This window comes from Polaribacter porphyrae (assembly GCF_002954685.1).
GTDB lineage: Bacteria > Bacteroidota > Bacteroidia > Flavobacteriales > Flavobacteriaceae > Polaribacter > Polaribacter porphyrae.
The window spans coordinates 2,281,445-2,296,971 of the sequence record NZ_MSCN01000001.1 but is presented as its reverse complement, the minus strand read 5'-3'; the positions used below and the strand labels follow the sequence as shown (position 1 = coordinate 2,296,971).

13 protein-coding genes are annotated in these 15,527 nt (G+C 29.9%); 6 read left to right on the top strand and 7 right to left on the bottom strand.

What is annotated here, in order from left to right; all coding sequences use genetic code 11:
* Positions 1-60 precede the first annotated feature (60 nt).
* From bamA to BTO18_RS10315, 5 genes are all read right to left on the bottom strand, one after another.
* Complete coding sequence (gene bamA, locus BTO18_RS10335; protein ID WP_105016143.1) at positions 61-2,565, bottom strand: outer membrane protein assembly factor BamA; 2,505 nt, start codon at positions 2,563-2,565, stop codon at positions 61-63.
* A gap of 7 nt (positions 2,566-2,572) precedes the next feature.
* Positions 2,573-3,316 carry an undecaprenyl pyrophosphate synthase gene (uppS, locus tag BTO18_RS10330; RefSeq protein ID WP_105016142.1) on the bottom strand — a complete coding sequence of 248 codons (744 nt, stop codon included), beginning with the start codon at positions 3,314-3,316 and terminating at the stop codon, positions 2,573-2,575.
* Between the two features lie 3 nt (positions 3,317-3,319).
* Complete coding sequence (porG, locus tag BTO18_RS10325; RefSeq protein ID WP_105016141.1) at positions 3,320-3,997, bottom strand: type IX secretion system protein PorG; 678 nt, start codon at positions 3,995-3,997, stop codon at positions 3,320-3,322.
* 106 nt (positions 3,998-4,103) lie between these two features.
* Complete coding sequence (locus tag BTO18_RS10320; protein ID WP_105016140.1) at positions 4,104-5,003, bottom strand: NAD kinase; 900 nt, start codon at positions 5,001-5,003, stop codon at positions 4,104-4,106.
* A gap of 22 nt (positions 5,004-5,025) precedes the next feature.
* Positions 5,026-5,685: a CBS domain-containing protein gene (locus tag BTO18_RS10315; RefSeq protein WP_105016139.1), complete on the bottom strand. Its 660-nt coding sequence runs from the start codon at positions 5,683-5,685 to the stop codon at positions 5,026-5,028.
* A 60-nt stretch (positions 5,686-5,745) separates the two neighbouring features.
* Here BTO18_RS10315 and BTO18_RS10310 point away from each other — a divergent pair, with 60 nt between their 5' ends.
* The 3 genes from BTO18_RS10310 (at position 5,746) to BTO18_RS10300 (ending at position 7,877) form a co-directional block, all read left to right on the top strand.
* Positions 5,746-6,459 (top strand): pyridoxine 5'-phosphate synthase, encoded by a 714-nt coding sequence (locus BTO18_RS10310; RefSeq protein WP_105016138.1) that lies wholly within the window; start codon positions 5,746-5,748, stop codon positions 6,457-6,459.
* Position 6,460: 1 nt separating this feature from the next.
* Entirely contained in the window at positions 6,461-7,225 is a 765-nt protein-coding gene (locus BTO18_RS10305) for an alpha/beta fold hydrolase (protein WP_105016137.1), read from the top strand.
* A 325-nt stretch (positions 7,226-7,550) separates the two neighbouring features.
* The gene (locus BTO18_RS10300; protein WP_105016136.1) at positions 7,551-7,877 is read left to right on the top strand and encodes a nucleotide pyrophosphohydrolase; all 327 of its coding nucleotides are present in this window, start codon (positions 7,551-7,553) and stop codon (positions 7,875-7,877) included.
* Here BTO18_RS10300 and BTO18_RS10295 read toward each other — a convergent pair.
* Positions 7,869-8,483, bottom strand: coding sequence for a type IV pili methyl-accepting chemotaxis transducer N-terminal domain-containing protein (locus BTO18_RS10295; RefSeq protein ID WP_105016135.1), 615 nt, complete (start codon positions 8,481-8,483; stop codon positions 7,869-7,871). The genes BTO18_RS10300 and BTO18_RS10295 overlap by 9 nt on opposite strands.
* 380 nt (positions 8,484-8,863) lie before the next feature.
* Positions 8,864-11,971 carry a VPS10 domain-containing protein gene (locus BTO18_RS10285; protein ID WP_105016133.1) on the bottom strand — a complete coding sequence of 1,036 codons (3,108 nt, stop codon included), beginning with the start codon at positions 11,969-11,971 and terminating at the stop codon, positions 8,864-8,866.
* A gap of 55 nt (positions 11,972-12,026) precedes the next feature.
* On the opposite strand from BTO18_RS10285, the gene BTO18_RS10280 reads away from it, so the two are divergent.
* The 3 genes from BTO18_RS10280 (at position 12,027) to rlmN (ending at position 15,526) form a co-directional block, all read left to right on the top strand.
* A complete protein-coding gene (locus tag BTO18_RS10280) occupies positions 12,027-13,256 on the top strand; it encodes a 3-phosphoshikimate 1-carboxyvinyltransferase (protein WP_105016132.1) in 1,230 nt (409 codons plus the stop codon).
* Positions 13,257-13,330: 74 nt separating this feature from the next.
* Positions 13,331-14,380, top strand: a complete 1,050-nt coding sequence (gene queA, locus BTO18_RS10275) for a tRNA preQ1(34) S-adenosylmethionine ribosyltransferase-isomerase QueA (RefSeq protein ID WP_105016131.1) — start codon at positions 13,331-13,333, stop codon at positions 14,378-14,380.
* 105 nt (positions 14,381-14,485) lie between these two features.
* The gene (gene rlmN / locus BTO18_RS10270) at positions 14,486-15,526 is read left to right on the top strand and encodes a dual-specificity RNA methyltransferase RlmN (protein WP_105016130.1); all 1,041 of its coding nucleotides are present in this window, start codon (positions 14,486-14,488) and stop codon (positions 15,524-15,526) included.
* Position 15,527: the final 1 nt, after the last annotated feature.

Sequence of the window (15,527 nt, the reverse complement as noted above, 5' to 3'; positions counted from 1 at the left end):
ATAATGTGTTTAGAAAAAACCGTGCCAAAAAAACTTCGACATTACAAATGTACAGTTTTCCTAGAATTGTCTTCCAATAATAAAATGTGTTTGCCAGCCAGATTTTTGGGTAAAACCAGGTAAAGGATCAAACCCATGAGCAAAGTCTATACCTAGTAAACCAAAAGCAGGCATAAATATTCTAATACCTAAACCAGCTGAACGTTTTAATTCAAACGGATTATATGTCTCAAAATTGTCATAAGAGTTACCAGCTTCTGCAAAACCTAATGTATAAATAGAAGCAGAAGGAGAATCTGTAATTGAATATCTTAATTCTAATTGAAATTTGTTATAGATAGTACCTCCTAAAGTAGAAGATAATCTGTTATTTTCATATCCTCTTAAACCTACAACCTCTCTACCATCTAACTGAAAGATGGCAATTCCATCACCACCAACAAAATAACGCTCAAAAGGAGAAGGACCAATGTCATTATTGTAAAAACCTAAATATCCCATTTCTGCATTCGTCATTAAAACTAATTTATCTGTAAATGAAGTGTACCACTTACCTTTGGCAGTCAATTTATAATATTCTAACCATTTAAATCTTTCTGCAGTATCTAAACTCGTGTAGTCTTTATTATTTACTAAAGAGTATGGAAATGTAGCTTTTACACCTAAAGTGAATTCAGAACCGTAAGTAGGGAAAATTAAACTTGGGCCTGCAGAATTTCTAGATAATATTGCACTATAAGATAAATTATTTAATGTACCATTATCTATTAATTCACCACCTACACCAAATCTATAATTATTTAAATTAAAACTTTGGTAGCTTATGGTTTGAGATAATTGAAAGTAATCATCTGGCCATTTTAATCTCCTACCTAGTCCAACTGAAGCTCCTATAATACCTAAACTTTGACTTCTATCAACATCTCCTGTTTGAAAATTAAATTGATATTGATTTGAAGAGTAAATAGAAAAAGATAAAGATTGTGGTTTTTTTCCTCCAAGCCAAGGCTCTGTAAATGAAAAACTATAAGTATTAAATGTTCTACTAGACTGTAATCTTAAAGACAAGCTCTGACCATCTCCCATAGGTAGTGGTTTATAGGCTTTACGATTAAAAATATTTCTAATAGAAAAGTTATTAAAAGATAAACCGAGTGTACCTATAAAAGAGCCACCTCCATAACCACCTTGTAGTTCTATTTGGCTACCACCTCTTTCTGCAACATTAAAATTAATATCAGCAGTTTTATTATTGTAGTCTGGAACAACATCAGGAGTTACATTTTGATCAAAGAAACCTAATTGACCAATCTCCCTGATTGATCTAATAATATTAGATCTACTAAATAAATCACCAGGTTTAACCCTTAATTCTCTAAAAATTACATGGTCGTTAGTTTTATCATTACCAGTAACTGTAACTTTTCTAATTCTCGCTTTTTCATCTTCGCGAATTCTAATTTCAACAGTTATAGAATCGTTTTCTACTTTAGTTTCAACAGCGTTTACCTGTGAAAATAAGAAACCACTATCTTGATATAAGGTTGATAAATCTTCAGAAGTTGGTGTATTATCACCTTTAACTCTTTCTTTTAATACAGCACCATTATAAACATCTCCTTTTTCAATTTTAAGAATTTGGTGTAATTGTTCATCTGTATATTCTTTATTACCGACAAAAATGATGTCTGCAAATCTGTACTGTTTTCCTTCTTCTATATCAATTTCTATATTAATGGTGTTATCATTATTCCAAGTAATACCTTCACTTAAAATACGAGCATCTCTATACCCAAGTCTACTATATTTGTCTAAAATAGTTTCTAAATCTTCTTGATAATCTTCTTCTATATATTTTGATGCTTTCCAAAAACGACCAATAAATTTTCTTTTGGTATTAGACATTGCTTTTCGTAATTTTTTATCGGAAAGCTTTTTGTTACCTGTAAAATTTATGTTTTTTATCTTTATTTTTCTTCCTTTATCAATGTAAATATTCATGTTTACAGTGTTGATATCAGAAGTATCTTTTTTAACAAATAAATTTACTTTAGTTTTTAGAAATCCTTTATCAGTATATTTTTTTGTGATGTAGTTTTTTGTAGTTACTACTAAATTATCAGTAACCATTGCACCTAGTTTTAACTCGGCTTCCTCTCTAAGTTCTTTAGCTTTAGATTTTCTGATACCACTAATTTTAACTTCATTTAGTTGAGGAAGTTCTTGCACATCAAACTGAAGGTATACAGTATTACCATCTATTTTTGCTAGATAAACATCAACATTGCTAAACTGTTTACTTTCGTATAGTTTTTTTATGGCACTTGTAAGTTTATCACCTGGTAATTTTATTACCTGTCCGTTTCTTAAACCTGTAAAAACTTTTACTGTTTCTGAACTAAATTTTCTTAAACCTGTAACAGTTATACCTCCTAAAATGTACTCCTTTCCTTTTTCAAAAGAAACATTTTTGTTATTGGGTACAGTATCTTTTTTTACCTGTGCATTTGCACCTAAACTAAAAAGTAGTGCAATAAGCACCAACAGTGTAGAAGATAGTTTCATAAAAATTTTATTCTGTAATTTGCGCGCTAGTTTTTCCAAATCTTCTCTCTCTATTCTGATAATCTATGATGGCATCATAGAAATGTTCTTGTCTAAAATCTGGCCAAAGAATATCTGTAAAATATAATTCAGCATAAGCCATTTGCCATAATAAAAAATTACTAATGCGTTGTTCTCCACTAGTTCTTATCATTAAATCGACGTCGGGCAAATTAAATGTATATAAATGGTTATTTATAGTTTTTTCATCAATATTTTCTAAACATAGTTCTTTATTAACAACTTTTTTAGATATGTTTTTGATTGCATTAACAATTTCTTCTCTTGCACCATAGCTTAAGGCGAAGGTTAATACAATATCTGTGTTATTTCTAGTTTCAAAAATAACTTCATTAAGTACTTTTTGTGCTTTTTTTGGTAATTTTTCTATGGAGCCAACAGAGTTTACCTTAACTCCATTTTTCATAAAGTCTGGTAATTCTTTTTTTAATGAGTTGATTAGCAAACTCATTAAAGCTTCTACTTCAAGTTTGGGTCTGTTCCAGTTTTCTGTTGAAAAAGCATATAGTGTAATTGCTTCTACATTTATTTGAGATGCTGCTTTTACAGATTCTCTTACTGCAGTAAGGGCATTTCTATGGCCAAAAATTCTACTCATTCCTTTACCCTTTGCCCAACGTCCATTACCATCCATAATGATGGCAACGTGTTTTGGTACTCTTTGTAAATCAATGCGTAGTTTTTTATCCATAAGCTAGAAACCGGTTGTATAACATGGTGGTCTTCCAAAAGTGTAAATTAAAGAAATACCTGTGAACATATACCAATCATTTCCTGTACCACCAAAATCTAAATTTGTAAAATTAGATGTAGTATAATCTAAATCATCTTCAAAAGTATAGCGAAATTTAGTTTCTATAGAAAAGGCTAATGGACCTATTAGTTTTGATTTAAAACCAACTCCAAAAGGTATTGAAAATGAGTTTTTTGTATCAAAAGTATATTGTCTTGGTTGTGGTTCTCCAACAACATATTTATAATTAAAAGCTCCTAATTCTAAAAGGATATAAGGTGTCCAAGTTTTACCCTGTTCAGATATGTTATATTCGTAAAAATTATATTCTAAACCTATTGCCAATTCGTGAATTGTATTTGTAAAATTTAATCCTCTTGCTCTTCTTAAATCTGTATCAGCATCTAAATCATTACCTCCAATAGGTAAATAACTATAGGTTGCTCTAAATACTATTCTTGGATTCCAATTGTATTTAAAAAAAGCTGCACCAGCAATTTTATTTGGGTAAATGTAGTTAGTTCTACCAATATCGCCCACGTAATTTGAGCCTCCAATGGTTATACCTGCCTCATAAACTTGAGCAAATAAAATATTTGATAGTGTTAAGCAAATAATTAATAATATACTTTTTTTCATCCTAAAAAATAGCGAGCAAATATAGGGATTTCAATTTGCTTTATAAAGTTAATATTCAGTCTTTTTTGAATAACTAATATTTATGTAATTTATTGTGATAAACTTGCTAAAGATTGGTTTCGTTCCTTGTATCTTCTCCCCAAAGAAGTTTACTACGTAAAGTTTGCAAAAAAGATTGATTGTTGGGGATAATACTTTTTATCTTAAAAGAGGCTTTATTGATATAGACAATAGTTTTTTCTGGTACAGAAGTAATTCTTGAATCTAATGAAATTAAAAATTCTTTTTCTCTAGAATCTATGGTTAATTCAATAGTGGTATTATCAGAAATTACCATAGGTCTTGCATTTAAATTATGAGGTGCAATAGGTGTTATTACTAAACTCTTTGAATCTGGAGATATTACAGGTCCATTACAGCTTAAAGAGTAGCCTGTAGAGCCTGTTGGGGTAGCAATTATTAAACCATCTGCCCAATAATTGGTTAAGTATTCATTATTTAGACAAGTTCTTACTCCAATCATAGAAGTAGTGTTTTTTCTGGCAATAGTTACTTCATTTAGAGCAAAATTTAGTGAGGTAAAAACTTCTGTTTTTGGATATGTTTTTACTGATAATAATGTTCTTTCTTGTATTGTAAATTCTTTATTTAAAATTAAATCTACACTTTCTCTAATATTTTTTTTGTTGATTGTAGCTAAAAAACCAAGTCTGCCTGTATTAATACCTAGAATAGGAATGCCTAAATCTCTAATATAAGTAACAGCTCTTAAAATGGTTCCATCTCCACCTAAAGTAAACATTAAATCAAAAGAAGCATTGAGATCAGTAAAGCTAGAAAAAGTTGGGTATTTCTTTTCTAAAATATTTCCATCTACTAATAAATTATAGAATTTTTTTTCAATAAAACTTTCGATGTAATTATCCTCTAAAACTTCAAGAAGAATTTTTATTTCTTTTTCTGCTGAAATAGAGTAAGATTGCCCGTAAATTGCTACTTTTTTCATTGATTTTTGAGTTTACAAAAAATTACATTTCTAAATATTTCTGTAAATATTCAGATCTGTTTTTTAAATCCTCTAAATAAATATCATTCTCATGTGTAGAGATTACTTTATAATCATATCTTCTAAAAGTCTGCATGATTTCGTTAATATCTTCTGTAATTATTTTTAAAGTAATTTGTACAAAACCATTATTTTTTTCAGAAATATATAAACCTAATAAGCGTCCTCCAAGGGTTTCTACAATTTGAGTTACCTCACTCATAGAATAATCGTCTTCTAATTTTTCTACAATTAGAGTCTCACTTTCTTCTATCATAAACGGGTTTGTAGAAAAAACATCCAAAACATCACGCAAATCATAATAGCCAATGTATTCTTTTTTATCATCTAAAACAGGAATAATATTGGTGTCGTTATCGGCAAAAATTTTTAAGAGTTCTAAAACTGTTGCTTTTTCATCAGCAAAAAATGAATTTAATAAATGTACATTTTCTACTAATTCTTGCTCATTATTTTCTGTAGTATGTATATCATCTTCAGCAAAAGATCCTAGTAATTTTCTGTTTTCGATAACTGGAAAGTGTGTAATTGGGAAATTGTCAAACAAATCTTTTGCAGTATTTACAGTACTTTTTAAGCTTAAAGGCTTAATTTCATTCAATATGTAATCGTTAATGTTCATTCTTTACGAATATAGGATAAAATGTTTTAATGAATTACCTTTGCAATCTAATTTTACATGATGACAAAGTTAAGCGTAAATATTAATAAAATAGCAACTTTACGTAATTCTAGAGGAGGCAATGTGCCAAATTTATTAAAAGTTGCAACAGATATTCAAGAGTTTGGAGCAGAGGGAATTACCATTCACCCAAGACCAGATGAGAGGCACATTCGTTATCAAGATGCTAGAGATTTAAAGGATATTGTAACTACAGAATATAATATTGAGGGCAATCCTATCAAATCTTTTATGGATTTAGTTTTAGCAGTTAAGCCTACTCAAGTAACTTTAGTGCCTGATGCTGTTGATGCAATTACCTCTAATGCTGGTTGGAATACCATTGAACATCAATCTTTTTTACAAGAAGTAATTCAAGAATTTCAACAGAATAATATCAGAACTTCTATTTTTATTGATACTGATAAAAAGTTGATAGAGGGTGCTGCAAAAACAGGTACAGATAGAATTGAATTGTACACAGAGCATTTTGCAAGCGAATTTGAAAAAGGGAACAAAAATGCTGTAAAACCATACACAGAAGCTGCAATTTTAGCAAATAAATTAGGTTTAGGAATCAATGCTGGGCATGATTTAAGTTTAGATAATATTCAGTTTTTTAAAGAAAACATTCCGAATTTAGCAGAAGTTTCTATTGGGCATGCTTTAATTTCTGAAAGTTTATATTTAGGATTACAAAATGTAGTAAATATGTATTTACATAGATTGCAATAAAATGGATATTTTACATTCAAAAATTTTAGGAGAAGGAAAACCCTTATTGATTTTGCACGGTTATTTTGGGTCGAGTGATAATTGGAAAACTCTTGGTAACAAGTTTGCAGAAAATTATCAAGTACATTTGATTGATCAGAGAAATCATGGACGTAGTTTTCATGCTGATATATTTAATTATGAGATTTTAGCTGATGATTTGTACAACTATATACAACATCATCAATTAGAAAATTTGCATTTGGTTGGACATTCTATGGGTGGAAAAACAGCGATGTTATTTGCGGCTACTTATCCAGATTTGGTAGATAAATTGATTATAGTAGATATTTCTCCTAAAGCTTATGAACCACACCACAATGCAATTTTAGCTGGTTTGAACTCTGTTGATTTTTCAATTCAAAATTCTAGAAGTTTGGTTGATAAACAGATTTCGAGTTACGTTCCAGAAATCGGCGTACGCCAGTTTTTGCTAAAAAATGTGTATTGGCGAGAAAAAGGAGTTTTAGATTATCGATTCAACTTAAAATCCTTAACGGAAAATAATTCTGAAGTTGGGAAATCTATACCAAAAAACACCTCATTCGCCAAAGAAACTTTATTCTTAAAAGGAGAAAACTCTGGTTATATCACAAAAAATGAATCTTTATTAATTAACCCTCATTTTCCAAATCATAAAATTGTGGAAATAAAAAATGCAGGTCATTGGTTGCATGCAGAAAATCCTAGCGATTTTTATGAGGAGGTTGTTGGGTTTTTAGGTTAATTTTTCAGCTATTTTTGGACTTAAGTTATTTAAACTTCTTATTAATACGCGTAATTAAATTTTTTGATTCTTTCTTATATTATTTTAGATAATCTAAATTATCTTGTAGTAAAAGTATATGAAAAGAATTTATTCTGTTCTTGTAATCACTTAATGAGATAGTATACCCAATAAATTCATCATTTATTTCTCCATTTAAATCAAAATAATATTCGTGTTAAATAATAAAAATTGTAACTTACTAATAAACAATGGATATTAAGCCAAACCCATGTTAAATTATATTTTCAACTTTGTAACTTTACAAGTTAATAAATAAAAAACTATGAACATACAAAACGTACAAAAACAAGTAGATGATTGGATAAAAACACATGGAGTTCGTTATTTTAATGAGCTTACAAATATGGCACAACTTACTGAAGAGGTTGGTGAAGTTGCCAGAATTATTGCAAGACGTTATGGAGAACAGAGTGAGAAAGAATCTGATAAAAACAAAGATTTAGGAGAGGAATTAGCAGATGTTCTATTTGTTGTTTTATGTTTAGCAAATCAAACAGGAGTTAATTTACAAGAGGCGTTCGAAAAGAAATTAGATATTAAAACAAAACGTGATCATAATAGACATCATAACAATCAAAAATTAAAATAAAGAAAAACCATCCGATTTGTAATAAGCATTTGTAATAGGAAAAATCATAAAAAATACTGCGTAAATAGATAATGTAATCATAATTATATTAAAAGTAAGTTCGCGTTGCAAAATAATTTCTCCTCTTTTTTTTCCAATTATTTCATATTGACCTACAATGTTATCCATTATCGGTAAAAATAAATTGCTTGCTGTTATAATTTCATCAACTAATATTGAAACTTGAATTGTATCTGTTTCAATATTAGTTAAAGAACTAGAACTTTTAATTATTTTTGAGTAGTGAGGTTCTAAACTAGTAAATAATTCGTTTAAGTAAGTATCTTTATATTTGTTTAAGTAGTTGTTTTTTAAATTATTATGAGCAGTTGAAAATTTTGAGATAGCATTTTTTAATTTTGAGATATTTTGAGCTTTTTTATTCTTATTATCAATAAAATAAAGTGCCAATTTAGATATCTTCTGACTTAACATTCGCTGTTTTCCAGAAATATTTACTATAGAAATGTTATCATTTTGTCTTTTAATATCTTTGTGAAGACTAATTTTGTTTATAGCAAATAACAAGATAAATGTTATAAGTATGAAAATGGTTCTACTTTTCATTTAGAGGAATAATAATTGCTGGTTATTTTGTTAAAGATAAAAGATTTTATTAAATATCTCAAACGCAAATAAAAATTAAATATGTCATTTTCAGATAATCTTAAACAACTAAAATTTTGGAAATTGTTTATAAACTTTGTAATCCCCTTTTTTTTATTCGTAACTGTTTTTTCACTATTAATAAATAGTTTTAGTGATGTCTTTTCAGGAAATTTCTCTGAAGTAAATACTACAAATTTTACAGATGGTAAGTGGAAGATTTTCTTTACACCAAAAGTTATTTTGAGTTTAGTGTACGGGTTTTATATGGCAAATAAAAATATGAAATTAAAAAAGCGATTATAAAAATCGCTCTTTCAACAAAAAAATATTGGTAAGACTTAATCCAACTGAATCAAATCGATATTACTGTCTTTTACTTTTTGATTTAAATCTTTCACTCCATTAGTAAACAAAACATTTAATTTTGCCAACTCAATATCAATTTCTTTAGTAATTTCATTTTTAAATTCAATGGCTTGATTTGTTGGAGCATAATTTCCTATTCTAGTCAATGAATTCAAATGTCCTAATTTGTTATTCAATCTGATTGGAAAATTCAACGGATCTTGTCCACTTTTAGACTTTGTTTGATATAAAGTTTCTTCAATTTTCGTCATATCTTTTACCAATTTATCAGCAAAATCAATCAAATCTTTATGTTTCTTTTTATCGGAAATAGATTTTTTTAACAAACCAACTTGCGTTCTTACTTTTTGCACATTTTTTAATGCCTTGTGAATTTCCGTCATTTTAGTATTGATATCATTAATAAAATCAAACTGTGCTTTCATATCACTTTCAGTAGCTTCAGACATTGGGTTTCTTAAAATAGTAAAATTCTGATGCATTTTTTTGCCATTCACAGCTAATTCTACCTTATAATTTCCTGGCAAAGCCATTGGTCCAGACAAAGATGCCCACCATAAAATCATCCCTTTTACACGTTCAGCTCCATCATACATCATATTCCAATTAAAAATGTTATTGCCATCTTTAACTTTTAATTTTGCTTCTTTTTTATCCTTATTAGGTTTTGTGCTAAATGTTTTAATAGGATTATCATTCGCATCAAAAAAGGAAAGTGAAATGGTGTCTTTTGCTGTGGTTTTTTTGATGAAATAATTTACTGCAACACCTCCAGAATGATTGGTTCCAGCAGTTCTAGAAGTGCGTCCATTACCACCAGATAAATTATAAGTATCTTTTGGTTTGTATAAAACTACATCTTCTTTTAAAATTGATGAATTTAGTTGATGTAAAGGTGTTAAATCGTCAATAATCCAAAGAGATCTACCTTGGGTTGCAGCAATTAAATTATCATCTTTAATCGCCAAATCTGTGATAGGAACTACAGGTAAATTCTGCTGAAAAGTTTGCCAGTTTTTACCATCATCAAAAGAAATATACATACCTCTTTCTGTACCTGCATATAATAAACCTTTACGTTTTGGGTCTGCTCTTAAAGCACGTGTAAAATCTTCAGTAGCAATTCCATTTGTGATTAATTTCCAAGATTTACCATAGTTTTCTGTCTTGTAGATGTAAGGTTGGTAATCTCCTGTCTTATATTTTGTGCCTACTATATAGGCTCCACCTTTCGTAAAAGGATCAATTTCTATACAATTAATCATCATCCATTCAGGCATTTTTTTAGGTGTAATATTATTCCAAGTTGCACCATTATTTTTGCTGATGTGTACTAAACCATCATCAGAACCTGTGTAAATTAAACCAGCTTCAAAAGGAGATTCTGTGGCTGCGAAAATAGTTCCATAATATTCTACACCAGTATTATCTTGTGTAATTGGTCCTCCAGAAGATTTTAATGTTTTTGGGTCGTTTCTTGTTAAATCTGGGCTAATTACTTTCCAAGATTGCCCTTCATCTTCAGTAACATGTAAGTGATTGGAAGCTGCATATAGTCGTTTTTTATTGTTTGGCGAAAAGAAAATCGGAAAATTCCATTGAAAACGATATTTAAAATCTTCTGCTCCATGACCCATAGGATCATCTGGCCACACGTTTATGGCACGAGTTTCATTGGTTTTGTGGTTTCTTCTTGTTAATAGACCTCCATAACTTCCTCCATAAACAATATCATTATTTAAAGGATCTACTGCAATATGTGCACTTTCTCCACCTGCTGTACTTTCCCAATCAGATTCTGTAATAAATCGTCTTGAATTTCTATGTGCAATTCTAACTGTAGAATTGTCTTGCTGTGCTGCTAAAATTCTGTAAGGAAAATGATTATCTGTTGTTACTCTGTAAAATTGAGAAGTAGGTTGATTCATATATGTACTCCAATTTTCGCCAGCATCAAAAGAAATTTGTGCTCCTCCATCATCACCAATAATCATTCTTTGGTTGTCATTTGGAGCAATCCATAAATCATGATGATCTCCATGAGGTGCATTATACGTTTTGTACGTTTTTCCACCATCTGTAGACTTGTGATAACGAACATTCAACACATACAAAATATCTTCATCTTGTGTGTCTGCATACAAACGTGTATAATACCAAGCTCTTTGACGTAATTTTCTTTCAGAATTTATGAGTTTCCAAGTTTTCCCAGCATCTAAAGATTTATAAACACCACCTTTTTTATTTTCAATTAAAGCATACACAATATCAGAATTTACAGGCGAAACTGTAACTCCAGCAATTCCCCAAACTCCATCAGGCAAACCTTTATTGATAGAAATATTTGTCCAAGTTTCTCCTTCATCTGTACTTTTCCACAAAGCAGAACCATCACCTCCAGAAGACAAACTATAAGGTGTTCTTCTCACATTCCAAGTTGTTGCATACAAAATTCTTGGATTGTTTGGGTCGATTATTAAATCTACAACTCCAGCATTTTCATTAGAAAATAACACTTTTCGCCAAGTTTGGCCTCCATCAGTAGTTTTGTAAACACCTCTTTCTTGTGTGGGTTTGTATAAATCTCCTAGCACTCCTGCAAAAGCAATATCAGCATTTTTTGGATGAATGCGCATTTTTGGAATATGTCTTGAATTTTTTAAACCAATGTGTTTCCAAGTTTTTCCTGCGTTTTCAGATTTCCAAATTCCATCTCCAGAAGAAACATTTCCACGAACAGTTTTTTCGCCCATTCCAACATATATAACATTATTATCAGATTCAGAAACTGCAACAGCACCTACAGAACCCCCAAAAAATCCATCAGAAATATTTTGCCAAGTGTTACCAGCATCTGTAGTTTTCCAAACTCCACCACCAGTTGAACCCATGTAAAAAAGATTTGTTTTATCTGCAACACCAGTTACAGTAGCACTTCTTCCTCCTCTAAAAGGACCAATATTTCTCCATTTTACTGCACTAAAATATTCGTCAGAAACTTTGGTAGCTTTTTTTTGTGCATTAACTTTGGCATTCGCTGATAAAAACAAGCAAATTACTAGAAAATAGATTTTTTTCATGATTGGTGTTTGTAAGTTTGGATGTTAAAAATAAGAATTAAAATCATTTCGTAGAATGGACATATTGTTAAATGTTTTAGCTGATAAAAAAATACATCAAGAAATAATTATTTCTGGGTCTAAAAGTGAGTCGAACAGATTATTGATTTTACAAAAGCTATTTCCAGAAATTTCTATTGATAATTTATCAGATTCTGATGATTCTGTGCATATGCAACATGCACTTTCTACAACTGATGAATTGGTAAATATTGGTCATGCAGGTACAGCTATGCGTTTTTTAACATCCTATTTTGCAGTAAATGAAGGTAGAGAAACTGTCCTTACAGGTTCTGAACGTATGCAAAATAGACCTATAGAAATTTTGATAAATGCCTTGAAAGATTTGGGTTCAGAAATTACTTATGAAGCTAAAGAAGGCTATCCACCAATCAGAATTCAAGGAACAAAATTGACTAAAGACAAAGTTCAAATTAATGGAAATGTAAGTAGCCAATACATTTCTTCTTTATTGTTAATTGCATCAAAGTTAGAAAATGGATTAGAAATTGAATTGGTGGGTAAAATCACTTCAATTCCATACATAAAAATGACGTTGAGTTTGTTAACTCAATTGGGTATAGAAAATAAGTTTGAAGGGAATATTATCAAAGTTTATTCAAAGAAAGAAATACAAAAACAAACTATTGTTGTAGAATCAGATTGGTCTTCTGCAAGTTATTTTTATTCGATAGTTGCTTTATCAGAAATTGGTTCAGAAATTCAATTATCAGCATATAAAAAAGAAAGCTTACAAGGCGATTCTTGTTTGGCAGAAATTTATCAACATTTTGGTGTTACAACCACTTTTGGAGATAATTTTATCACTCTTAAAAAAGTTTCGAAAACAAATAAAGCGATTTTAGAAATCAATCTAAAAAATGCACCAGATATTGCACAAACCATCGCTGTAACTTCTTTTGCTGAAGGTATAGCTTGTAATTTATCAGGTTTACATACTTTAAAAATTAAGGAGACAGATAGATTGGTTGCATTGCATGATGAATTATCAAAATTAGGAGCAACAATTTTAGTTACTGATGAAAGTTTACATTTAGAAAAATCGTCAGTAATCAACAAAAACATCTCTATAAAAACCTATAATGATCATAGAATGGCAATGGCTTTTGCACCTCTATCACTAAAAGTACCGATTCGAATTAATAATGCAGAGGTTGTAACAAAATCATACCAAAAATTTTGGGATGATATGCAACAAATTGGCATCAAAATAGACGAACTCTAAAGATAAATAGGTAAACACTTGACAACGCCTATCTTCATATCGTATATTTGCCGTTTTTATAGCAAAATATACTTATGAAATTATCAAATTTTGACTTTGAATTACCAGAAGAACTGTTAGCAGAATACCCTGCAGAGCATAGAGATGAATCTCGTTTAATGGTATTGAATAGAGAAAAGCAAACTATTGAACATAAACTTTTTAAAGATGTTATTGATTACTTTGAAGAAGGTGATGTAATGATGTTGAATAATACCAAAGTTTTTCCTGCAAGGATGTTTGGTAACAAAGAAAAAACTGGTGCTAGAATTGAAGTTTTCTTGTTAAGAGAGTTGAATGCTGAAAACAGATTATGGGATGTTTTGGTAGATCCTGCAAGAAAAATTAGAATAGGAAATAAATTATTTTTTGGAGAAGATGATAGTCTAGTAGCAGAAGTTATTGACAATACAACTTCTAGAGGAAGAACTCTACGTTTTTTGTATGATGGCAGCTATGAGGCTTTTAGAGAAAAGTTACTAGAATTAGGGCAAACTCCACTGCCAAAATACATAAATAGAGAGGTTGAAGCTTCAGATGAAGAGCGTTACCAAACTATTTATGCAAAACATGAAGGTGCAGTTGCAGCACCAACAGCGGGTTTACACTTTTCAAAACACTTGTTAAAGCGTTTAGAAATTAAAGGTGTTGACTTTGCAGAAATGACGTTGCATGTTGGTTTAGGAACATTTAGTGCTGTTGAAGTAGAAGATTTATCAAAACACAAGATGGATTCTGAACAAATTATTATCCCTGCAAATGCTGCTGATAAAATAAATCAGGCTAAAAAAGAAAAAAGAAGAGTTTGTGCTGTTGGTACAACAGTAATGAGAACTGTTGAGTCTTCTGTTTCTTCGAATGCAGAGTTAAATCCCTTTGAAGGTTGGACAAATAAATTTATTTTTCCTCCTTTTGATTTTAGTATTGCTAATGCAATGATTACTAATTTCCATACACCAAAATCTACATTAATGATGATGACTGCTGCTTTTGCAGGGTATGATTTTTTAATGGAAGCTTACAAAGAAGCTGTTAAAGAAAAATATAGATTTTACTCTTATGGAGATGCAATGTTGATTATTTAAAATTTATAATTTAATATATCAAGATATAAAACTGGTTCTTAATTTTAAGTACCAGTTTTTTTATCCATATTTTTGTATAAATATACTGATATAAGTTCAGCGTAAATGAAACTGAAGAAAAAAGATATTAGGGCTTTAACTAAAGAACAATTACGTGATTTTTTTGTCGAAAATGGTGATAAAGCTTTTCGTGGAAATCAAGTATATGAGTGGTTATGGAATAAATCTCTTCATACATTTGAAGAGATGACTAACATTTCTAAACAAACTAGAGAAATGTTGCAAGAGAACTTCGTTATCAATCATATTAAGGTAGATTCTATGCAAAAAAGTAATGATGGTACCATTAAAAATGGTATTAAATTACATGATGGTTTAGTGGTTGAATCTGTCTTAATTCCTACAGAAAAAAGAACAACAGCCTGTGTATCTAGTCAAGTTGGGTGTAGTTTAGATTGTAAGTTTTGTGCCACTGCTCGTTTAAAAAGAATGCGAAATTTAAACCCAGATGAAATTTATGATCAAGTTGTGGTAATTGATAAACAAAGTAGGTTGTATCATAATAAAAAATTGACAAATATTGTTTTTATGGGAATGGGCGAGCCATTGATGAACTATAAAAATGTATTAAAATCTATAGAGATGATAACTTCACCAGAAGGTTTAGGAATGTCATCAAAAAGAATTACAGTATCAACATCTGGTGTACCAAAAATGATAAGAAAAATGGCAGATGAAGAAGTAAAATTTAATTTAGCAGTTTCTTTACATTCAGCAATAGATGAGGTAAGAACATCAATTATGCCTTTTAATACTACTTTCCCATTGAAAGATTTGAGAGAATCTTTAGGATATTGGTATAAAAAAACAAAACGAGCAATTACATATGAATATGTAGTTTGGGATGGAATTAATGATAGGAAAGAAGACATAAAAGCACTGGTTGAATTTTGTAAATATGTGCCTTGTAAAGTTAATTTAATCGAATACAACCCAATTGATGATGGCGAGTTTCAACAGGCAAGTAATTCTGCAATTAACAATTATATATCTAATTTAGAAATGCACGATATTACAGTAAATGTTAGAAGAAGTAGGGGTAAAGATATTGACGCAGCTTGTGGACAATTGGCAAATAAATCCTAAA